At 69.8% G+C, this 20,574-nt stretch carries 17 protein-coding genes; 11 read left to right on the forward strand and 6 right to left on the reverse strand.

Annotated elements, in window-relative coordinates; genetic code table 11:
• Nucleotides 1–120: 120 nt before the first annotated feature.
• From ACQCSX_RS19670 to ACQCSX_RS19680, 3 genes are all read right to left on the reverse strand, one after another.
• Nucleotides 121–3,519 carry a glycosyltransferase family 39 protein gene (locus tag ACQCSX_RS19670; protein ID WP_427016895.1) on the reverse strand — a complete coding sequence of 1,133 codons (3,399 nt, stop codon included), beginning with the start codon at nt 3,517–3,519 and terminating at the stop codon, nt 121–123.
• A gap of 235 nt (nt 3,520–3,754) precedes the next feature.
• Nucleotides 3,755–4,219, reverse strand: coding sequence for a hypothetical protein (locus tag ACQCSX_RS19675; RefSeq protein ID WP_427016896.1), 465 nt, complete (start codon nt 4,217–4,219; stop codon nt 3,755–3,757).
• 94 nt (nt 4,220–4,313) lie between these two features.
• The gene (locus ACQCSX_RS19680) at nt 4,314–5,081 is read right to left on the reverse strand and encodes an SGNH/GDSL hydrolase family protein (protein WP_427019108.1); all 768 of its coding nucleotides are present in this window, start codon (nt 5,079–5,081) and stop codon (nt 4,314–4,316) included.
• 487 nt (nt 5,082–5,568) lie between these two features.
• Between ACQCSX_RS19680 and ACQCSX_RS19685 the strand changes: the two genes are divergently transcribed.
• The 3 genes from ACQCSX_RS19685 (at nt 5,569) to ACQCSX_RS19695 (ending at nt 8,341) form a co-directional block, all read left to right on the forward strand.
• Nucleotides 5,569–6,723 carry a DUF222 domain-containing protein gene (locus ACQCSX_RS19685; protein WP_427016897.1) on the forward strand — a complete coding sequence of 385 codons (1,155 nt, stop codon included), beginning with the start codon at nt 5,569–5,571 and terminating at the stop codon, nt 6,721–6,723.
• Entirely contained in the window at nt 6,720–7,433 is a 714-nt protein-coding gene (locus tag ACQCSX_RS19690; protein ID WP_427016898.1) for a DUF222 domain-containing protein, read from the forward strand. The genes ACQCSX_RS19685 and ACQCSX_RS19690 overlap by 4 nt, the downstream gene beginning before the upstream one ends.
• A gap of 254 nt (nt 7,434–7,687) precedes the next feature.
• Nucleotides 7,688–8,341, forward strand: a complete 654-nt coding sequence (locus tag ACQCSX_RS19695) for an alpha/beta hydrolase (protein WP_427016899.1) — start codon at nt 7,688–7,690, stop codon at nt 8,339–8,341.
• A gap of 57 nt (nt 8,342–8,398) precedes the next feature.
• Here the strand turns inward: ACQCSX_RS19695 and ACQCSX_RS19700 are convergent, their stop codons facing one another.
• Complete coding sequence (locus tag ACQCSX_RS19700) at nt 8,399–8,629, reverse strand: RNA-binding S4 domain-containing protein (protein WP_427016900.1); 231 nt, start codon at nt 8,627–8,629, stop codon at nt 8,399–8,401.
• Between the two features lie 9 nt (nt 8,630–8,638).
• On the opposite strand from ACQCSX_RS19700, the gene ACQCSX_RS19705 reads away from it, so the two are divergent.
• The 5 genes from ACQCSX_RS19705 to ACQCSX_RS19725 all read left to right on the forward strand — a co-directional run bounded on the left by ACQCSX_RS19705 (nt 8,639) and on the right by ACQCSX_RS19725 (nt 14,585).
• Nucleotides 8,639–9,634, forward strand: coding sequence for a DMT family transporter (locus tag ACQCSX_RS19705; RefSeq protein WP_427019109.1), 996 nt, complete (start codon nt 8,639–8,641; stop codon nt 9,632–9,634).
• 4 nt (nt 9,635–9,638) lie between these two features.
• The gene (locus tag ACQCSX_RS19710) at nt 9,639–10,700 is read left to right on the forward strand and encodes a lactonase family protein (protein WP_427016901.1); all 1,062 of its coding nucleotides are present in this window, start codon (nt 9,639–9,641) and stop codon (nt 10,698–10,700) included.
• 114 nt (nt 10,701–10,814) lie between these two features.
• On the forward strand, nt 10,815–12,200 hold the full coding sequence (locus ACQCSX_RS19715) for a glycine--tRNA ligase (protein ID WP_427016902.1): 1,386 nt from the start codon (nt 10,815–10,817) through the stop codon (nt 12,198–12,200).
• 6 nt (nt 12,201–12,206) lie between these two features.
• Nucleotides 12,207–13,178, forward strand: coding sequence for a GNAT family N-acetyltransferase (locus tag ACQCSX_RS19720; RefSeq protein WP_427016903.1), 972 nt, complete (start codon nt 12,207–12,209; stop codon nt 13,176–13,178).
• A gap of 126 nt (nt 13,179–13,304) precedes the next feature.
• Nucleotides 13,305–14,585, forward strand: coding sequence for a YibE/F family protein (locus tag ACQCSX_RS19725; protein WP_427016904.1), 1,281 nt, complete (start codon nt 13,305–13,307; stop codon nt 14,583–14,585).
• Here ACQCSX_RS19725 and ACQCSX_RS19730 read toward each other — a convergent pair.
• Nucleotides 14,563–15,135, reverse strand: a complete 573-nt coding sequence (locus tag ACQCSX_RS19730; protein WP_427016905.1) for a TetR/AcrR family transcriptional regulator — start codon at nt 15,133–15,135, stop codon at nt 14,563–14,565. The genes ACQCSX_RS19725 and ACQCSX_RS19730 overlap by 23 nt on opposite strands.
• Before the next feature lie 113 nt (nt 15,136–15,248).
• Between ACQCSX_RS19730 and dusB the strand changes: the two genes are divergently transcribed.
• Nucleotides 15,249–16,424, forward strand: a complete 1,176-nt coding sequence (dusB, locus tag ACQCSX_RS19735) for a tRNA dihydrouridine synthase DusB (protein WP_427019110.1) — start codon at nt 15,249–15,251, stop codon at nt 16,422–16,424.
• Nucleotides 16,425–16,483: 59 nt separating this feature from the next.
• Nucleotides 16,484–17,782: a deoxyguanosinetriphosphate triphosphohydrolase gene (locus tag ACQCSX_RS19740; protein WP_427016906.1), complete on the forward strand. Its 1,299-nt coding sequence runs from the start codon at nt 16,484–16,486 to the stop codon at nt 17,780–17,782.
• 80 nt (nt 17,783–17,862) lie between these two features.
• On the opposite strand, the gene ACQCSX_RS19745 is transcribed toward ACQCSX_RS19740, so the two are convergent.
• A complete protein-coding gene (locus ACQCSX_RS19745) occupies nt 17,863–18,210 on the reverse strand; it encodes a hypothetical protein (RefSeq protein WP_427016907.1) in 348 nt (115 codons plus the stop codon).
• A 190-nt stretch (nt 18,211–18,400) separates the two neighbouring features.
• On the opposite strand from ACQCSX_RS19745, the gene dnaG reads away from it, so the two are divergent.
• Entirely contained in the window at nt 18,401–20,506 is a 2,106-nt protein-coding gene (dnaG, locus tag ACQCSX_RS19750; RefSeq protein ID WP_427016908.1) for a DNA primase, read from the forward strand.
• Nucleotides 20,507–20,574 lie beyond the last annotated feature (68 nt).

Consider the following 20,574-nt stretch of genomic DNA (forward strand, 5'->3'; position numbering starts at 1 on the left):
GAACTCTAACCGGGACACCCAACTGCACCGGCGACGTCCAATGCTATCCGGGACGGCGCCACTCCGGTGTCCTGGAGGGGGTGGACCGTCGCGCCGCAGGGTTTCGCTGGTCGAGCGAGGCTACCTGGCCAGTTTGTAGACGGTCGTGCTGCCCACCGTCTGCGCCGTGAAGTTGGCGGCAACCCATGCCGCTACGCTGCCCGCGCCCGTTCCTGCGGAGGAACCGCCGCCGAATGGCATGCGCCCGGCGCCCATGCCGCCGGAGATGAAGTAGCTGACTTGGCCGTTGGCCACCATGTCCTGGAACTGCGCAAGGGTGGGGTACGGATCCGTGCCGCTGAAACCGCCCAGCGCAATCACGGCAGTGTTGCTGGCGAGTTCAAGCGATGCGGCCTCGGAGGACCCCGAAACGATGGCGGACCATTTTGTGGTGGTCGAGGACGACAACGCGGTGAGCTGGGCATTTGCCACGTCGCCCAGGAATCCACCGGCACCTGCTCCGCCCGTGGTCCTGCCGGGCTGCGGTGCGAGGTCGCCGGCACCCGCACCACCGCCTGATGGCTGCACCCGTCCGCCGTTCCCGGGCCGTGTTCCGGATGCATCCACACCATCCCTGAACCGCCAGGCGGCGCCCGCCAACCCGCCCGGCCCGCCGCCAAAGGAGGCGGCGGATGCCGGCCCGGACGTGGGGATGGCCCCGGTGTGCCCGACGCCCACCGTGGCCAGGCTCCAGGCCGTGCTGCCCAGACCCGCAGCCAGGATGGACGTGATGGCCAGGGCGGCGGTGGCCCGCTTGAACCGGTCCACCCGGAACGCCAGGCCCGCAGCGCTGAGGATGCCCAGGGCCACGGCGGCATATTTGAGCCAGGGAAGGAACGAGGCATCGCGGCTGAGCAGGACGGCGGACCACAGGGCCGACGCCAGGACCACGAGGGCAAGGGTGGAGCGGGCGGCCCAGTGCGAACGACGGCGCCACAACTGGACGCTGCCCAGGCCCACCAACGCGGCGATGGCCGGGGCCAGGGCCACCGCATAGTAGGGGTGGATGGTGCCGGACATGAAGCTGAAGATGCCTGCCGTGAGCACTAGCCAGCCGCCCCAGAGAATGGCCGATGCACGCAGCAGGGAACTGCGGTGCTCGCGCCGGGTGGTCCACAGCAGGGCGGCCAGCAAGATCAGAGCCGCCGGCAGCAGCCACGAGACCTCGCCGCCAAAGGTGTTGCCGAACATGCGCAGGATCCCGGGGCTGCCGCCGAACGCCGAGCCGCCTCCGCCCGCGCCGCCGAAACCACCGGCAGGTGCGCCGCCGAATCCGCCCGGGGCAGCGCCGCCGAAGTCCACGCCGGAGCGGACGCCGCCGCCCGGCCCGCCGTCGTTGCCCAGAATCCGGGCCAGGCCGTTGTAGCCGAAGGTGAGTTCAAGGAAACTGTTGGTCCTTGAACCGGCCATGTAGGGCCGTTGGCCGGCCGGGGTGAGCTGGAACAGGGCAACGTAGCTGCCCGCCACCAGCACAATCCCCGCCGCGGCCGCTCCAAGATGCGCCAGACGCCTGCCCCACCCCACGGGCGCCGCCCAGAAGTAGGCCAGCGCCAGTGCCGGCACAATCACAAACCCCTGCAGCATCTTGGCCAGAAACGCCAGCCCAATCACCGCTCCCGCCACGGCAAGCCATGTCCACCCGGGTTTTTCGATGGCCCGAAGCGTGGCATAGGCCGCCAGCACCAGTAACAGGGACAGTAGGGCGTCGGGGTTGTCGAACCTGAACATCAGGGCCGCCACGGGCGTCAGGGCCAAGGCGCAGCCGGCGATCAGGCCAGCCGCCGCCCCACCCGTGCGCTTCACCGCCGCATAGAGAAGCCCGACGGCGGCAACTCCCATCAGCGCCTGCGGCACCAGCACTGTGGCCGAGGAGAAGCCGAAGACCCGCCCCAGCAGCGCGGGGATCCACAGGGACGCCGGCGGCTTGTCCACCGTAATGGCGTTGCCGGCATCCAACGAGCCAAAGAGCAGAGCCGTCCAATTCTTTGTACCTGCCTGGACGGCAGCGGCGTAGAAGCTGTTGCCGTAGCCGGAGATCGTAATGTTCCACAGGTACAGCAGCGCTGTTCCCACCAGCATTGCCGCCGCGGAGGGCCGGATCCACCGCGCCTGGTTGCCGAACGCAAGGCGGGCCAGACGACGGCGGCGCGGACCGCCGTCGTTCGAAGGACCGGACCCCGTCGGGGAGGGAAGCTGTCCGGGGGTGGGATGGGCAGGGGTGGCCAGGAACGATGGCACGTCAGGCTCCTTTGGCGTCGTGCGGCCGTTTGCGGGGTCTGAAGACCAGACCCAATGCCTAAACAGCAGGAAGCGGATAATGGTGGCCGCGAGGTTGGCGGCGACGACGGAGAGGACTTCAACGGTCCGGCCGGGCTCGCCCAGGGCGTGCAGTGCGGCGAGGGAACCCGAGGTCAGCGCCAAGCCAATCCCAAAGACGAGCATGCCTTCAAAATGCGCCCGCGCGGCCGTCCCGCCGCGGATGCCGAACGTGAACCGGCGGTTGGCCGCGGTGTTGGCGACTGCGGAGATGAGCAGGGCCGCGAAATTGGCCAGCTGCGCGTCCAGGAACGTGCGGCCGGCGACAAACAGCAGGAGGTACACGAGGGTCGACGCTGCGCCGATGGCACCGAAACGCACCAACTGGTGGAAAAGGGGTCTGGAGACGGGCCCACCCTGCCCGCCCGGCGAACGATCCGGCGCCCACGCAGGCGGACCCGCAGGCGCACCTGCCAGCGGACCGCGGCCCAGCGCCGCCCGCAGCTCCGGCACGGGAATCCGCCCCGAAACCATGTCCCGGCCCAGGCGCACCATGCCCCTGAGGTCGGCCATCGCGGTGGGGAGGATGTCCACCGACGACTGCGGGTCATCCACCCAGTCCACCGGGATTTCCAGCACGCGCAGCCCGCACCGTTCGGCCAGGACCAGTAGCTCGGTGTCGAAGAACCAGGCGTTGTCCAGCGTGTGCGGCAAGAGGGCCGCTGCCACGTCCGCGCGGATCGCCTTGAAGCCGCACTGGGCATCGGAAAAATGGGCGCCCAGTGTTGAGTGCAGCAGGATGTTGTAGGAGCGCGAGATGAACTCGCGCTTGGGCCCCCGGACCACCTGGGCGCCGTAGGCCAGACGGGTTCCAATGGCCAGGTCCGAATGCCCGCTCAGCAGCGCCGACACCAGCGGCACCAGCGCAGCCAGATCGGTGGAAAGGTCCACGTCCATGTATGCCAGTACGGGGGAGGGGGAGCCCAGCCAGACGGTGCGCAGCGCATTGCCCCGGCCCTTCTCGTCCAGGTGGACCACCCTGATTCCGGGGAGTTCACGTGCCACACGTTCGGCAACGGCCAGCGTGGAGTCGGTGCTGGCATTGTCTGCCACGGTTATGCAAAATGTCTGCGAAAACTCGGTGCTGAGGTGGTGGTGCAGCCGGTGCAGGCAGCCCTCCACGCTGGCTTCCTCGTTGAACACCGGAATGGCGATGTCCAGCACCGGGCACCCAGCCCGTGCATGTATCGGGCGGCGCGGGGCGGGAACAGCGGCGGGTGCGGCTGGTTGGCGGTGTGCTGCCGGAATCGTGGCCGGATGCCTTGCTGGTGCGTGTGCAGGGGGTTTGTGCGTGGAACTGGTGACGGACATGGCTCAAGGTTCTGTCCGCTGCATTGGGCCGCGATGAACGTTGCCTGTGACATGGCTGTGCAACGGGCGGGATTGTTCCCAACGCTGCTCAGTGGTTCCGGAACATCTCCTCGCGGGCAGCGGCGTACTGTTCGGCAGTGATGCTTCCGGTGCGGCACCGGGCATCCAGAGCGTCCAGCCTGGCCTTGAGTCCCTTTCCTGCGGCGAGCCGATCGCCTGCGTGCGCCCGGGGTGCCGGGGCCGGGCCGGGCACGTCCGGTGCCTCTGGGCCGTAGGCGAGGGGCTGTTCCGGACCAAGCGGCTCGAAGTCCGCCGGCGGGGGCCGGTAGCCGGCGTCGAACGTCCGCACATCCGGCGGCTGCACGCCCGGGCCGGGCTGCCGGTTCCAGGTCCCGGCAGAGGGGCCGCCGTGCCGGCGGACATTGCGCCGGTTGGCGCGGCCCACCAGGCGCAGCACCACGGCCAGGGCCACCAAGAGCAGCGGGACCCAGCTGGAGCCGGGCTGGCCGATGGCATAGGCCAGTGGAAGCCCCAGTATCGCCGTCGGACCCATGGCACACCTCCCGAAACCGCCGTTGGCTCGAGGCTACGCCCGCCAGCTGGAAGCCACCAGCGAGTTTTGTCCGCCCATGTGTCGTCCGGACGCGCTACTCGCCGGAGCCGGCGGGCATGCCGGGCCCGAACACCGGTCCGGGCGTGGGGCGTTTGGCGGAGATGCCGTCGCCGGATGACTGGTGGCGGACACGGCGCAGTACCCACGGCACCAGGAACTCGCGCGCCCAGACCAGATCCTCTGCCCGGGCCTCGCGCCACGGGCGGACCGGCAGCGAACCGGGGGCCAAAGCTTCAAGAGTGTGCGGGACGTTGAGGGCGTTCAAAGCCATGGTTGCAATGGTGTGGTGGCCGAGGGCCGAGAAATGGAGCCGGTCCTCGGCCCACATCTGTGGGTCCACCAGCGCCCGCAGCGACCACATATCGGCGACGACTGCGTCGTGGCGGTTGGCGATGGTCCGCAGGTTCTCGTTGTAGATGGCCACGCGGCCACGGATCATGCCCAGCACCGGAGTGTCACGGATGTCGGGGCCGTTGAACAGCAGCACGGTTGCCCCGGCGTCGGCCATCCTGCCCACGGCGGCGTCCAGCTGCTCGGCCAGGGCATCCGGGTCCGAGCCGGGGCGCAGGAGGTCGTTGCCTCCGGCGGAAATGCTGATCAAATTCGGCCGCAGCGCCAGCGCCGGTTCGAGCTGCTCCGCCAGGATCTGGCCCAGCAGCCGCCCGCGGATGGCCAGATTGGCATAGGCAAAATCCGGCTGCGTGCGGCTGAGTTCCTCGGCCAGCCGGTCGGCCCAGCCGCGGTGTCCGCCCGGGCTGGCCGGCTCGGGATCGCCGATGCCCTCCGTGAACGAATCGCCCATGGCCACGTAGCGGGTCCAAGGATGGGTGTGGTTCACCAGCGTGTTGGCCGTGTTGGCCGTGTTGGCCGTGTTGGTCTCAGGGGTCTGCATTTCCGTCACCCGTCCATCTTGCTACCGATTGGTAACTTAGGCCAGGATAGCCCGGGGCAGATCCGCGGCAACGCCGTCGTCGAAGCTCGTCAAGACCAGTTCCAGCCGTTCCAGGCCATCGTTGCCAAACAGGTCCTCGGGCCCGGTGGGAGCGAGCTCGCAACTGGCTCTGGCGCAACTTGCGGACCGGCGAGCCCGCAAGCGGTCACTGATCGCGCACGACCGATGAGGGAATTCGGACTCACTCATCCAGGAAGGCTGGCCGCGGGGTGGGACACGGGCCGTTTTGTCCCGGCCCGCCGGCGGTGGTTTCCTGCACAGGGGGTGCCGGGGACGACCTTGTCCCCTTTTAATCGAAACCATGTTCGACCCATGTCCAGTTCACTAGAATTAGTGCATGGGCATCACGGCGTTTTCCCCCGCCCGGGCGGGGCAGGCACCGGGCGGGCATCTGCGCCGGATCATCACACTTGCCCACGCCGCGGCCGCGCAGACCTCCGGCGAAGCCAATGCGTCCGGCACCGATGGCGCCAAGCCCGGTGCCGGCTGCGGGCCGGACCCGCTCGCCCTGGCCGCCCTGCCCGATTTGGAGCTGGCCGTCCTGGCCGGCCAGCTGGAAACCCTCTCCCGGCACCTGGACGCGCTCAAGGTCCGCTGCGCCGGCGAGCTCGCCGTCCGCACCCTCGCCGGCCGGTACCGGGACACCGGGGCCGCGACCCCGGTGGCAATGCTCCGGGACGCCCTGGCCATCTCCGGGGCCGAGGCGGCCAGGCGGCTCGCCCTGGCCGCGGCGTTCGTGCCCGCCGTCGATCCGATCAGCCAAACCGTGGCCCCGCCGAAGCAGCCGGTGCTCGGTGCCGCGTTCCTGGCCGGGAACTGTTCGCTGGAGAACGCGCTGGTGGCTTCCCGGGCCGTGGCCGAGGCCTCCCGCCTGGCCGCCGGCGGACGGATCGGCGCCGCGGAGGTGGACGCGGTCGAGGCGTCGCTGGCCACCACCGCCGCCACGGAGTCCCCGGACTTCCTGGCCCGGGGCGCCCGGCGCATCCTGGCCCACCTGGACCCGGACGGGCAGGAACCCACCGAGGCCGAACTGCTGGCCAAGGAGGGCATCCACTTCGGGGCGCCGCGGCGCGGCATGGTCCGTTTCGACGGGCACCTGACCCAGCTGTCGTATGAGGAGCTGATGGCCGTGATGGGCACCGGCACCAACCCGCGCGGCACCGCCGGGATCCTGGCCGGCGGAGCCTTCGACGCCGTGGCCGTGCCCGGGCAGGGCGCGCCGCCGGCCTGGGCCACCGGCACCGGTGCCGCATCCGCAGCCTCTGCCGCCGGGGACGATGGCGCCGGAGGCCCGCCACAGGGCGCCTCGGGCGCTTCGGACGGCATGGCCGGGGCCGGAACCGGGCCCGGCGGCGGGGACGGCAGCGGCCGGAGCCACCGGCGCGGACGGGTCAGGCAGCCCGCGACGCAGCACCCCGGACATCCATCCCGGCGCCGGCGGCTCCGGGGCCCCTGCCTTGGGCGGGGATACCAGCCCGGACGTGTTCGGTGATCCTGGGAACCTGGGAACCTGGGAACCTGGGCGCCGGCAGTTCCGCCCCGGCCGGGGATGCCGAGGCGGTGCTGGAATCCGCCGACCCGGCCGGCGTCGACCCGCACGTGGCCCGGAAACTGCTGGCCGGGCAGCGGCCCCGGCCCCAGCTGCTGCTGCACGCCCTGCTGGACTGCGTCCGCCTCGCCACCCGCACCGGCACCCTCCCGGACAACGGGGGCCTGCGCCCGCAACTGTTCATCACCGTGACCCTGGCCGAGCTCGCCGCCGGTCCCGGCAGCGCCGCCGTCCCGCACAGCGGCCCGATCCCGGCCGCCGCGATCCGCACGGCGGCCTGCGACGCCGGGATCATCCCGGCCGTGCTCGGCGCGGAGGGCGAGATCCTGGACGTGGGCCGGTCCCAGCGCCTCGTCCCGCCCCACATCCGCAGGGCGCTGCTCATCCGGGACCGGGGCTGCGCGTTCCCGGGCTGCGACCGGCCCCCGCAGTGGACCGACGCGCACCACATCGTCTACCGGTCCCAGGGCGGGGACACCTCGGTGGAGAACTGCGTGCTGCTGTGTTCCTACCACCACCACCTCATCCACCACACCGGCTGGGCGGTCGAGTCCGTGCACGGCATCCCCTGGTTCACCCCGCCCCCATCCATCGACCCGCTCCGCCGGCCCCTGCGCAACGGGTACCACCACGCCGGGGCACCGCCGGGATGACGGACACCACCGCCGCCGGGCGCGGGAGGTCCCGGCGTCGCCCGGCTACCGGGCCCTACCGGCCGGCCAGGGGCCGCCCGCAGCCCGATCTCCGCACGGCCGCGCGCGGCCTTGGGCCTCCGGCCGCGAGGGCCCAGCGGCGAGCTGGCGGGCCGGGTGAGCGGCCGGGGACGATCACCGAGGCTGGCTTGACTGGCGGTGCGGTCTCGACATGCCCGGCCGGCGGCGCGGTCCGGGCATGAAAAGATGGATCCATGACTTTTACCTCCACGGAAGCCCAGCCCACCGTCCTTTGGTCCAAGCCCGAGGCCGAGCGGAAGGGCACGCCGCTGCTGGTGCTGCTGCACGGCTACGGCTCCAATGAGGCCGACCTGATGGGCCTGGCCGACATGCTGCCCGACGACTTCACCATTGCCTCGGTGCGCGCCGGCGAGCAGGCAGGACCGGGATTTGCCTGGTTCCCGCTGCGCACGGACATCAGCTACTCGCTGGACAGCGTGAAAACGTCCACGGAGGAGATCGCTGCGTGGATCGATTCGGTCAAGGGCAACCACAGCTCGGTGACGCTGCTGGGCTTCTCGCAGGGCATGTGCATGGCGACGTCGCTGGCCCGGCACCGTCCGGCGGACTTTGCCGCCGTCGTCGGGCTTTCAGGTTTTGCCGTGGACGCCGAGGGCGACGCGTTCTTCCAGGACGCGGCGCTGGGCGAGGCGAAGCTGCCCGTGTTCTGGGGCCGCGACCAGGCCGATCCGGTGATTCCGGAGGCTTCCATCGAGTTCACCAACAAGTGGCTGCGGGACCATTCGAAGCTGACAAAGGTCCTCTACACGGGGATCTGGCACGGCATCAACGCCCAGGAAATGGCGCATGTGAAGGAATTCCTGCAGATGACCGTGCTGGCCAAGTAGGCCCAGCACGGCCAGCCGCGGTCAACCGGCCGCGGCAATCAGACGGCAACCTGACGGTCAGCCGCGGACGGTGATCCGCACTGTTTCACCGTTGACGGTGACGGTGTCACCGGCACGCAGCTGGCGGCCGCGGCGCTCGTCAATCTCGCCGTTGACCTTGACCAGGCCGTTCTTAATCAGGTCGGTCGCTTCCACGCCGTCCTCGACCAGAGACGCCAACTTCAGCAACTGGCCCAGGCGGATGACGTCGTCGCGGATTTCAATATCGATAATTTCGTTGGAGCTCATACACCCATGATGCCGCAGAACAAGGCCGCGACCGCAGCCCACCACCAAATGAGCCCTCTGCTGGGTGTGCCGTTGGCCGTGGCGGCGGGAATTGCCATCCCGGTCCAGGGCCGGGTCAACGGGGCCTTGGGCGCCACGCTCGACGACGGTCTGGCCGCCGCACTGGTCAGCTTCGTCGTGGGTTTGGCGGTCATGATTGCCGCCTCGTTGCTGCTGCCGCGCGGCCGCGCCGGGCAGGCGGCCATGCTGCCGGTGATCCGTGCCCGGAAGTTTCCGCGCTGGTACCTGCTGGCCGGGGCGATTGGGGCGATCTTCGTCCTGAGCCAGGGCCTGACCATTTCCCTTCTGGGCGTGGCGCTGTTCACCGTGGCCACCGTTACGGGGCAGACCGTGAGCGGGCTGCTGGTGGACCGGCTGGGCATTGGTCCGGCGGGCAAGAAGCGGATCAACGGCATGCGCGTCCTGGGCGTGGTGCTGACCATTGCCGCCGTCGCCTGGGCCGTCTCGCCGCGCTTGGGGGCCGGCTTCGACGTCGGATCCCTGCTTCTGCCGCTGCTGCTCCCCATGGCGGCAGGGTTCCTGGTGAGCTTCCAGCAGGCCATGAACGGTACCCAGACGCTGCACTACGGGACGCCCATCACCGCCACGCTGGTCAACTTGGTTTCCGGCACGGCGGTGCTGTTGATTGCCTGGCTTGTCAAAGCCTATGTGGCCGGGGCGGGCAACCCGCTGCCGGGGGAGTGGTGGTACTACCTGGGTGGGCCTTTGGGCTGCATCTATGTTGGTGTTACAGCTCTTTTGGTGCGCAGCCTCGGCGTGCTGCTCACCGGACTGGGCATCATCGCCGGGCAGCTGCTGGGTTCCCTCGCCTTGGACATTGTGCTGCCGGTCCCGGGGTCGCAGGTTGCGCTGGCCACGGTGCTGGGTACGCTGTTGACCCTGGCCGCCATTGTTGTAGCCACGCTGCCCTGGCCCCGGGTGGTCCTGAAATCCATTGGAAGGTAACTACATGACCCACGCCTTGGTAGGCAGCTACACCGAGCCTGGCAGCGGCACGGGAACGGGTGTGTCCCGCCTGGCGCTCGCGGCGGACGGACTGATCGCGGGCGTGGAGCTGGCCGGCACAGGCCTGCGGAACCCGTCGTTCCTGGCGTCCACGTCCTCTTCCGGTGGCCGCGGTGTGCTGTATGCCGTGGAGGAGCTCGACGACGGGACCCTCGCCGCGCTGGACCCCGGTACCCTCACGTTGCGCTGGCGCACGCCGACCTCCGGCAGTGATCCCTGCCACCTGGGCGTGGTTGACGGCTCGGTGTGGGTGGCCAACTACTCCTCGGGCACGGTGGCGGTGCTGCCCGGGGTGGACAAACTTCCCGGCCCGGTCTCGGTGCTGCTCGCCAACCCCGGCAGCGGCCCGGTGGCGGACCGGCAGGAGGGGTCGCACGCCCACCAGGTGGTGCCCACCGGGTGGGGAACGGTGCTGGTGGCTGACCTCGGAGCCGACCGGGTGGACGAGTACCTGGCCCAGATCCCGCACACCCTGCTGCGCAGTGCCCAGCTGCCCGCGGGGACCGGACCCCGGCATGTGGTCCTCCAGGCGGCGGGCAGGCACCCAACAGAGACGCTGTGGGTCGCCGGCGAGCTCGATGCGCAGCTGCACCGGTTCACCCGGGAGGAGAACGGTGCCTGGACCCGGGCGGGCAGCATGGCGCTGTACGACGCCGCCAACCCGGCGGTCGACGCCGGTGCCGAGCGCTACCCCTCGCACCTGCAGGCCAATACCGGCGGCACCCTGCTGTACGCCGCTATCCGCGGCCGGAACACCATCGCCGTCGTCGACATCTCCGGCACCGAACCGCACCTGGTGGCCGAGGTGGACTGCGGCGGCAACTGGCCCCGGCACTTCGCCGTCGGCCGGTCCCTGCTCTACGTGGCCAACCAGCTCTCGGACGAGATCAGCGTTTTCGCCCTCGACGGCGCCGGCCTGCCCGGTGCCGAACCAGTCCAGCGCTTCGCCATCGGCAGCCCCACCTGCATCCTGCTGCCACCGAGCGCGGGCGCAGGTTCCCGGTAGGCTAGGGGAGGAGCCTCCGCACGGAGGAATTCCCGCGCCCCGGGCACTGACCGGACCGCGAGGCGGACCGCACCCAGCGGCCCCGCGACGCTCCTAGAAAGGGACACCGCCACCATGGCAAACAAGTCTTCACTCGACCCCATCATTTCGCTGGCCAAGCGCCGCGGCTTCGTCTTCCAGGCGGGTGAGATTTACGGCGGTTCGCGTTCGGCGTGGGACTACGGGCCCCTCGGCGTGGAGCTGAAGGAAAACATCAAGCGCCAGTGGTGGCAGACGTTCGTCCGCGGACGCGAGGACATGGTGGGCCTGGATTCCTCCGTCATCCTGCCCAAGGCCGTCTGGGAAGCCTCCGGCCACGTGGCCACCTTCACCGACCCGCTGGTGGAGTCACTGCACACGCACAAGCGCTACCGTGCCGACCACCTGATCGAGGCCTACACGGCCAAGCATGGCCGCCCGCCGGAGAACGGCTTGGCGGACATCAAGGACCCGGAGACCGGCCAGGACGGCAACTGGACCGAGCCGCAGAACTTCTCCGGCCTGATGAAGACCTTCCTGGGCCCCGTGGACAACGAGACCGGCCTGCACTACATGCGCCCGGAAACCGCCCAGGGCATCTTTGTGAACTTCAACAACGTGCTCACCACCTCGCGCAAGAAGCCGCCGTTCGGCATCGGCCAGATCGGCAAGGCGTTCCGCAACGAGATCACGCCCGGCAACTTCATCTTCCGCACCCGCGAGTTCGAGCAGATGGAGATCGAGTTCTTCACTGCCCCGGCCGACGCCGACGAGTGGTTCAAGCACTGGGTGGACTCCTGCTGGGACTGGTTTGTGGACCTAGGCATCAACCCGGACAACCTGCGCAAGTTCGACGTTCCCGAGCAGGACCGCGCGCACTACTCCGCCGGCACCATCGACGTCGAGTACCGCTTCGGCTTCCAGGGCTCCGAGTGGGGCGAGCTCATGGGCATCGCCAACCGCACGGACTTCGACCTGACCAGCCACTCCACCGCCTCCGGCACGGAGCTGAGCTACTTCAACCAGGCCTCGGGCGAGCGTTTCACCCCCTACGTGATCGAGCCCTCCTTCGGCCTGACCCGCTCCATGATGGCCTTCCTGGTGGACGCGTACGTCGAGGACGAGGCCCCCAACGCCAAGGGCGGCGTGGACAAGCGCACCGTGCTCCGGCTTGACCCGCGCCTGTCCCCGGTCAAGGCCGCCGTGCTGCCGCTGAGCCGCAATGAGGACCTGTCCCCGAAGGCCCGCGACCTGGCCGCCTCCTTGCGCAAGCACTGGAACATCGATTTCGACGACGCCGGTGCCATCGGCCGCCGTTACCGCCGCCAGGATGAGATCGGCACGCCGTTCTGCATCACGGTGGACTTCGACACCCTCGAGGACCAGGCCGTCACCATCCGCGAGCGCGACACCATGGCCCAGGAGCGCGTCTCCCTGGACAAGGTGGAGGGCTACCTGGCCGCCCGTCTGATCGGCGCCTAGGCACCGATGGCCGAGTTGACCTACCGCCCCTGGCGCGAGGGGGACGACCTGGCGCTGAACGAGATCTGGGGCGACCCGGAGACCGTCCAGGCCGGAGCCTTCCGCGGCGCCCTGGCACCGTCCCAGGATGCCGGGCCGTGGCGGCGCACCATCGTTGCCGAGGACCAGGGCATCGCCGTGGCCGCCGGTGTGGTGTACTCCACCGCGCTGCACGCCGAACGCCTCTGGGCGTATGTGGAGGTGGTCCGCGACCACCGCGGCGCCGGTGTGGCTGCCACGCTGCTGGCGATGCTGCGTGCCGAGGCCGCCGCGGCCAAGGCTGCCGGACTCATCGGTACGACGGCGCTGCGCTCCAAGGTGGAGCCGGGATCCGCGGGGGCTGCGTTTGCGGCCGCCGCGGGCCTGGCCCCGCTGCAGCGCAGCCGCGTGGTGGCCGTGTCGCCGGGGACCCTGCGGCTGCCGGTGTTCGGCGAGGGCACGGAGGCCGAGGCCACCGAGCGCGTGCAGGACCTGGCCACGGGCTCGGTGGAGCTGACCGACGTCGTCGGCCGGTACTACGAGGCCGTGCACGCCTGGGACCCCACCGGTCCGCTGTCCGTGGGCACCGTGCAGCGGTTGTTCCTGGACGACCTCACCGGTGCGCACGGGGCCCTGGTGCTCCGTGCTGCCCCGGAGAGTGCGTTCGGAGGCACCGTGGCACCGTCCAAGAAGGGCAAGGTGCAGGCATTTGCCGTCAGCTACACGCAGGGTGCGCAGGACGCTCCGACGGATGTGTTCCTGGGCCACGACCCCGCGCTGGCTCCCGAGGATGCCGCCGCGGCCGTGCTGGACATGCTGGCGCTGATTGCCCACCAGTACCCGGTGGTGCTGGAACTGGACGAGTCCATGGTGGCCCTGGCCGCCGTCGTCGAGCCGCTGATCGAGGCGGGTGCGGCCACCGTCCGCGGCACCGAGACACTGGTGGTCGGCGAGTCCTGACCGGAGTTGAGGTGGACGCTGGTGCCGTTCCGGAGCGATCCAAGCGGCATCATCGTCCACCGCAACCGTTTTAACCCCCTTCCTGCGAAGCATCAGAGGTCCGCGTTGAGCCATTCCCATTCCCACATGCTTGCCGACGCACCCCCGCTGGGCCGGGCCGAAGATCGGGCGCTGGCTGCGTCCCGGCGACGCGCCAACATCCTGCTCACGGCCGTGCTGGCGCCGCTGGCCCTCCTGGCCGTGGTGGCCATGGTGCTGCTCTGGCCCGACGGCGGCTCAGCAGCAAAGAACGTCCCCAGTCCGTACACCGCCGCGGCGGGTGCCAGCATCGACACCGGCACGGTGCAGCGGACGGCCACCGAGGCCTGCCCGGGCAGCGGTGCCGCCGCCCCGGGCCAGGACTGCTTCATCGCCTACACGGTGGGCGGCGGCGGTGCGGGCATCGTGCCGGTGGTCATCACCCCGGAGATCGTGCAAAGCCGCGGGGTCAAGGCGGGGGACACCATCCGCTATCTCAACCTGTCCGGGCTGGCGGCCGCCAATCCCGCTACGGCCATGGGCCCGCAGTACGTCTTTATGGACTTTGTCCGCACGGCTCCGATCGGCCTGCTGGCCCTGCTGTACGCCGTCGTCGTCATCGCCGTGGTGCGCTGGCGGGGCTTGCGGGCGCTCATTGGCCTGGGCGCGGCGTTCGGGGTGTTGGCCGCGTTCATGCTGCCGGCCTTGGTGGAGGGGAAGCCGCCGCTGCTGGTGGGCCTGGTGGGTGCCACGGTGATCATGTTTGGCGTGCTGTATTTCGCCCACGGCTTCTCGGCGCGGACCTCCACCGCGCTGCTCGGGACGCTCTTTGGCCTGGGCATCACCGCCTCCCTGGCCGCCTGGGCCACCGACGCGGCGGCGCTCACCGGCACCGCCGAGCACAACAGCTACACCCTGATGACCCTGGTGCCGGGGATGAGCCTGTCGGGGATGATCCTGTGCGGGCTGATCATCTCCGGGCTGGGGGTGCTCAACGACGTGACCATCACGCAGTCCTCGGCCGTGTGGGAGCTGTACGAGCTGGCCCCGCAGACCAGTGCGCGCACGTTGTTCACCTCGGCCCTGCGGATCGGCCGGGACCACATCGCCTCCACGGTGTACACCATCGCCTTCGCTTACGCCGGCAGTGCCCTGCCTGTGCTGATCCTGGTCTCGCTCTACGACCGGCCGCTGCTGGACGCGCTCACCGGTGTGGAACTGGCGGAGGAGGTGGTGCGCATCCTGGTCGGGTCCATCGGACTGGTGCTGGCCATTCCGGTGACCACCGCCGTCGCCGTGGCCGTGGTCAAGGCCACCGGCAGCCGCCGGTCCGTCAAACACGCCTCGGCGGCGGCCGGCGCGGAGGTCAGCGGGCCAGGGCGCCGGTGAACGGAAAGAGGATGGCCCCGGCCACCTCGGCCACGGGGCGCTCCGGGCTGAAGACGAGCCACTCCAGCCCGCCCATCAGCGCGGCGCCGAAGACGGAGGAGGCCATCATCAGGTCCAGGCCCTCGTCGCTGGGCTGCGGGTTCAATGGCACGATGGCCGCCACGAACTCGCTCAGGACCTCGCGGCGCAGGGTTAGGGTGGAATGCTGCCAGGCCCGGTCCGTACGGAAGATCTCCGCGGCCATCAGCTTGGCGAGGGCGCGGTTGTCCCGGATGAGCTCCAACATGGTCGCGACCATGGCCTCCACCGACCCCCAGCCGCCCGTGGACAGGCGGGACTCGCGCAGCACCACGGCCAGCCGGGAAATGCCAGACGTCAGCAGTTCCTCAAACAGCTTGTCCTTGGAGGAGAAGTTGTAGTAGACGCTGCCCTTGGCGACGCCGGCGCGCTCGGCCACTTCGTCCATGGTGGTGCCCGAGATGCCGTGCTGGGCGCCGAGCTCCAGTGCCGCGTCCAAAATGGCCCGCTTGGTTCCCGAGATGCGTGGCATGCTGGTCCTTACGTTGGTAGGGCAGGGGCGGTGCTGTACTGGCTGGTCAGTTTACCAGCAGGGCGCCCCCGCGCTGCCGATTTGCCCGGCTTTGAGAGAATTGATGGGTGAGCATTGCAGACATCCCCACCAGCACCACCCGCCTCGAACTCCCGCCCCTGAAGCTGGGCAACATCACCGTGGACACTCCGGTGGTCCTCGCCCCGATGGCCGGCATCACCAACACCGCGTTCCGCCGGCTCTGCCGCGAACACGGCGGCGGCGTCTTCGTTTCGGAAATGGTCACCTCCCGCGCCCTGGTGGAGCGCACCCCGGAGTCGATGCGCATCATCAGCCACGACGACGACGAGAAGGTCCGTTCCGTCCAGCTGTACACCACCGACCCGGTGACGGTGGGACGTGCGGTGCGGATGCTGGTCGAGGAGGACCGTGCGGACCACATCGACCTCAACTTTGGCTGCCCGGTGGCCAAGGTTACGCGCAAGGGTGGCGGCGCGGCCCTGCCGTGGAAGACGGACCTGTTCGCCTCGATCGTCAACACCGCTGTGCGCGAGGCCTCCAAGGGCAACATTCCCTTGACCATCAAGATGCGCAAGGGCATCGACGATGACCACCTGACCTACCTCGAAGCCGGCCGGATTGCCCGCGACGCCGGTGTGGCCGCCGTCGCGCTGCACGGCCGCACGGCCAGCGAGTTCTACTCCGGCAAGGCCGACTGGGACGCGATCGCCCGCCTGCGCGAGGCCCTGCCGGACATCCCGGTGCTGGGCAACGGGGACATCTGGAGTGCCGAGGACGCCATCGCCATGGTCCGGAAGACCGGCGTCGACGGTGTGGTGGTGGGCCGCGGCTGCCAGGGCCGCCCGTGGCTCTTCGGGGACCTGATGGCCGCCTTCGAGGGCAGCGACAAGCGCCACCGCCCGGGCCTGAAGGAGGTCTCCGACGCCGTCTACCGGCACGCCGAGCTGCTGATCGACACGTTCGACGACGAGAACAAGGCGCTGCGCGACATCCGCAAGCACATGGCCTGGTACTTCAAGGGCTATGTGGTGGGCGGGGAGCTGCGCGCCAAGCTGGCCACCGTGCCCACGCTGGAGGTGCTGCGCGAGCTGCTGGACCAGCTGGATCCGGACGCCCCGTACCCGGGCGTGGACGCCGAGGGCCCGCGCGGGCGCGCGGGCACCCCCAAGCGCACCGCCCTGCCCGAGGGGTGGCTGAACGAGCGTTGCGTCAGCGCCGCCCAGCAGCTCGAAATCGCCGCCGCCGAGGTGGACAACTCCGGCGGCTAGGGTCGAGACCCGGACAGGGATCTCGCCCCGCCGTCGCACCTTCCCCCTAGACTTAGGGCATGTCCAGCTCCGAACTATCCCCAGGCTCAGAACCCGTTTCCGGGCGGTACACGGACCATGATGCCGAGCGCTGGGTCCAGGAAGCGCCCAAGAGCAGCTACCGCACGCCGTTCGAGCGGGACAGGGCGCGCGTGCTGCATTCCTCCGCGCTGCGCCGGCTCGGCGCCAAGACCCAGGTGGTGGCCCCCGACGCGGATGATTTTGTCCGCACCCGGCTCACGCACTCCCTGGAGGTGGCGCAGGTGGGCCGCGAGCTGGGCCATGCGCTGGGCTGCGACCCGGACGTGGTGGACACCGCCTGCCTCTCGCACGACCTCGGCCACCCGCCCTTTGGCCACAACGGGGAGTCCGTCCTGCACGAGATCGCCCACGGCATCGGCGGCTTCGAGGGCAACGCCCAGACGCTGCGGCTGCTGACCCGGCTGGAGCCCAAGGTGATTGCGCCCGACGGCGGACCGGCCGGGCTGAACCTGAGCCGCGCCTCCCTGGATGCGGCGTGCAAATACCCGTGGTCGGCCCCTGACGCGCCGCTGCTCCACGGGCACCGTACGAGCAAGTTCGGCACCTACCAGGACGATCTGCCGGTCTTTGACTGGCTCCGCAGCGCCGCGCCGGCCGGCAAACCCTGCGTCGAGGCGCAGGTGATGGACCTGGCGGACGACATCTCCTATTCGGTGCACGACGTCGAGGACGCCATCGTGGCCGGGCACTTCCAGCTCAAATGGCTGGACAGCGCGGACCAGCGCAGCCGCGTGGTGGGCTACACCCAGCAGTGGTACCTGCCGCGCACGGATCCCGCGGCCATCGACGCCGCGTTGGCCCGGCTGGAGGCCACCGCCGTGTGGGTTCGCCACGCGGACGGCAGCCGTGCCTCCATGGCGGCGCTGAAGAACATGACCAGCCAGCTCATCGGCCGCTTCTGCCAGAGCGCGCTGGACGCCACCCGGGCGATCTACGGTCCGGACCCGCTGACGCGCTACGCGGCGGACGTGATCGTGCCCGAGGGGACGGTGGAGGAGATCGCCGTGATGAAGGGCCTGGCCACCACCTTTGTGATGACCACCGACCACCGCCAGCCCATCTACCAGCGCCAGCAGGATGTCCTCAACGAGCTAGTTGCGGTGCTCAGCGCCAGCGGCGAGCAGCACCTGGAGACCATGTTTGCCGCCGATTGGCGGCAGGCGGAGGACGACGGCGCCCGGCTGCGGGTGGTGGTGGACCAGGTGGCGTCGCTGACCGACGGCTCCGCCCTGGCCCTGCACGAACGGCTGGTGGGAACGTACCGCACGCTCATCTAGGGGCTGCCGCAGGCCGATCCCCAGCCCAAGCCACCGCCAAGGCTGCGGGTGCGGGCCGGTGCGGGCCCGGTGCTTAGGTGCTAGTTGGCCGGGTAGTTCGTCATGGAGTCGACCAGGAACCCCAGCTGGCCGGCGTCGAGCGTGGACAGGTACGCCATCGAGGCGGCGTACACCGTGACCATGAGCGTGACTAAGCCGATGATGACATACGCCAGCAGCTGGCGGTCCATGGTGTCGGAGCCGGTGATGAAGGCGGGAATGGCCAGCTGCGGGTCGATGTGATTGGGCGCCGTGTCGTGGCTGCCGTCCGCCAGCTGGGCCACGACCCGGCCGTTGGCCCGGTCCAGCCGCATGGAGGTGATGGCGCTGCCGTGGCGGGCCAGGAGGATGTCGTGTCCTACGTGGTGGCGCTGGGAAAGCGTAAGCATGGGAAGCCCCTTGTGAGTCGAAATTGAAAGAAAAATCGTGGCACCCTCAATCGGTTGCCAGGAGGTGTCCGCGCCATCGGGGGCACCTCAATTTTACCGACGGGGGAGCGGCGGATCCGGCGAAAAGCGCCCGGACCGCTGGTGATTCTGGACACCGCTGTGGGGCCTCCCTGTCCCGTAAGCTGGATCCGTGGCAGGGCTGATCAAACGCGAAGACATCGACGAAGTGCGCACCCGCACCGACCTCAAAGAGGTGGTGGACGGCTACGTCACGCTCAAATCCGCCGGGATCGGCTCCTACAAGGGCCTGTGCCCCTTCCATGACGAGCGCAGCCCCTCCTTCCACGTGCGCCCGCAGATGGGCTTTTTCCACTGCTTTGGCTGCCAGGAGAGCGGCGACGTCATCTCCTTCATCCAGAAGATGGACCACATCTCCTTCTCCGAGGCCGTGGAAAAGCTCGCCTCCCGGATCGGCTTTGAGCTGCACTACGAGGACGGGGGCACCGGCCCGCGCCGCGAGGAGGTGGGCCGCCGCCAGCGCCTACTGGACGCCCACAAGATTGCCGGCGAATTCTTCCGCGACCAGCTGCTGACGCCCGCCGCCGCGGCCGGCCGCCAGTTCCTGGCGGAGCGCGGCTTCGAGCGCTCCGCCGCCGAACACTTTGGCGTCGGCTTTGCCCCGCAGGGCTGGGACGCGCTGCTCAAGCACCTCACCGGCAAGGGCTTCACGCAGGAAGAGCTCAAGCTCACGGGCATGTTCTCGGGCGGGGCATCCGGAGGAGGCCAGGACCGTATCTACGACCGCTTCCGTGGCCGGCTCATCTGGCCCATCCGCGACATTGCCGGGGACACCATCGGCTTTGGCGCGCGCAAGCTCTTCGAGGACGACCAGGGCCCGAAGTACCTGAACACCCCGGAGACCACGCTCTACAAGAAGTCCAATGTCCTCTATGGCATCGATCTGGCCAAGCGGAACATCGCCGCCAAGCGCCAGCTGGTGGTGGTGGAGGGCTACACGGACGTCATGGCCTGCCACCTGGCCGGCGTGGACACCGCCGTCGCCACCTGCGGCACCGCTTTTGGTGCGGACCACATCAAGGTGGCCCGCCGGCTGCTCTCCGACGACGGTTCGGGAGGCGAGGTGGTGTTCACGTTCGACGGCGACGCCGCCGGCCAGAAGGCAGCGCTGAAGGCCTTCCACGAGGACCAGCGCTTCATTGCCCAGACGTATGTGGCGGTGGAGCCCTCCGGCGCGGACCCCTGCGAGCTGCGCCAGCGCCACGGCGACGACGCCGTGCACAACCTGATCAAGTCCCGGCGGCCGCTGTTTGAATTCGCCATCCGCTCCACACTGGCCAAGTTCGATCTGGACACCGTGGAGGGCCGGGTCTCGGGCCTGCGTGCCTCCGCGCCCGTGGTGGCTGCCATCCGCGACGGATCCACCCGGATGGGCTACAGCCAGGAGCTGGCCGGCTGGCTGGGCATCGCGGACCCCAATGAGGTGCTGCGTGCCGTCAACGGTGCCGCGCGCCGGCTGGCGAGCCCCCAGGGCGCCGCGGCCGGCGGTGCGGGACACCCGGGCAGCGGACACCCGGGAAGCGGGCACCCGGGAGCCGGACACGGCAGCGCGCCGGGGAGTGCCGGGCACGGCGGCCAGGGCCAGCGCACCCAGGGCCAGGCCGGCGCCGGTCCGGCCCAGGCCGGCGCCGGCCAGGCCCAGTCCGGTCCTGCCCAGTCCGGTCCTGCCCAGCGCGGCCAGGCCCCGCAGGGCCGCCACGCGCCGCCGTACGAGGTGCACGCGCCGGAGCCGGCGGAGCCCCTCTACGCCCGCCCGGACCCCAAGGACCCCGTCGTCCGGTTGGAGCGCGAGGCCCTGGAAGTGGTGGTCCAGCAGCCCGGCCTGCTGACCGACAGCGACTGGCGCAATTTTGCCGGCTCGGAGTTTGCCGTGCCCGCCTTCGGTGCCGTGCACCAGGCCATCTGCGCCACCGGCGAGGCCGGGGGCGTGCCGTCGCAGTGGCTGGAGCAGGTCCGCCAGCAATTGCCCGAGGCGCTGCAACCGCTGATCTCCGAACTTGCCGTGACGCCGCTGCCGGCCTCAAATCGGGATACCTTGCGCAATTACTGCCGCGACATTTTGCGGGGACTTTTTGAGATGCAAATCACGCGGCTGAAAGCGCAGCGCATGGGTGCCTTGCAAAGAATGGATCCGCAGGCCGATCCGGTGGCCTACCAGCAGCTCCAGCGCGAGCTCATGGAGCTTGAGATCAGCCGCCGCAGCCTTCGGGGGGACTGAGAAAAACCCCGGAATCCCGGGGTTTTTGGCACCCGTTGGGCCTCGATTTCACAACTGGGCAAAGCTTT

This window comes from Pseudarthrobacter sp. P1 (assembly GCF_050156935.1).
Taxonomy (GTDB): domain Bacteria; phylum Actinomycetota; class Actinomycetes; order Actinomycetales; family Micrococcaceae; genus Specibacter.

Coding starts and splice junctions, on each gene's coding strand:
- ACQCSX_RS19675 (WP_427016896.1), bottom strand. CDS start 4,219: ATGGGTCCGACGGCGATACTGGGGCTTCCACTGGCCTATGCCATCGGC.
- ACQCSX_RS19680 (WP_427019108.1), bottom strand. CDS start 5,081: ATGGGCGATTCGTTCACGGAGGGCATCGGCGATCCCGAGCCGGCCAGC.
- ACQCSX_RS19685 (WP_427016897.1), top strand. CDS start 5,569: ATGGGCATCACGGCGTTTTCCCCCGCCCGGGCGGGGCAGGCACCGGGC.
- ACQCSX_RS19695 (WP_427016899.1), top strand. CDS start 7,688: ATGACTTTTACCTCCACGGAAGCCCAGCCCACCGTCCTTTGGTCCAAG.
- ACQCSX_RS19700 (WP_427016900.1), bottom strand. CDS start 8,629: ATGAGCTCCAACGAAATTATCGATATTGAAATCCGCGACGACGTCATC.
- ACQCSX_RS19705 (WP_427019109.1), top strand. CDS start 8,639: ATGCCGCAGAACAAGGCCGCGACCGCAGCCCACCACCAAATGAGCCCT.
- ACQCSX_RS19710 (WP_427016901.1), top strand. CDS start 9,639: ATGACCCACGCCTTGGTAGGCAGCTACACCGAGCCTGGCAGCGGCACG.
- ACQCSX_RS19715 (WP_427016902.1), top strand. CDS start 10,815: ATGGCAAACAAGTCTTCACTCGACCCCATCATTTCGCTGGCCAAGCGC.
- ACQCSX_RS19720 (WP_427016903.1), top strand. CDS start 12,207: ATGGCCGAGTTGACCTACCGCCCCTGGCGCGAGGGGGACGACCTGGCG.
- ACQCSX_RS19725 (WP_427016904.1), top strand. CDS start 13,305: ATGCTTGCCGACGCACCCCCGCTGGGCCGGGCCGAAGATCGGGCGCTG.
- ACQCSX_RS19730 (WP_427016905.1), bottom strand. CDS start 15,135: ATGCCACGCATCTCGGGAACCAAGCGGGCCATTTTGGACGCGGCACTG.
- ACQCSX_RS19740 (WP_427016906.1), top strand. CDS start 16,484: ATGTCCAGCTCCGAACTATCCCCAGGCTCAGAACCCGTTTCCGGGCGG.
- ACQCSX_RS19745 (WP_427016907.1), bottom strand. CDS start 18,210: ATGCTTACGCTTTCCCAGCGCCACCACGTAGGACACGACATCCTCCTG.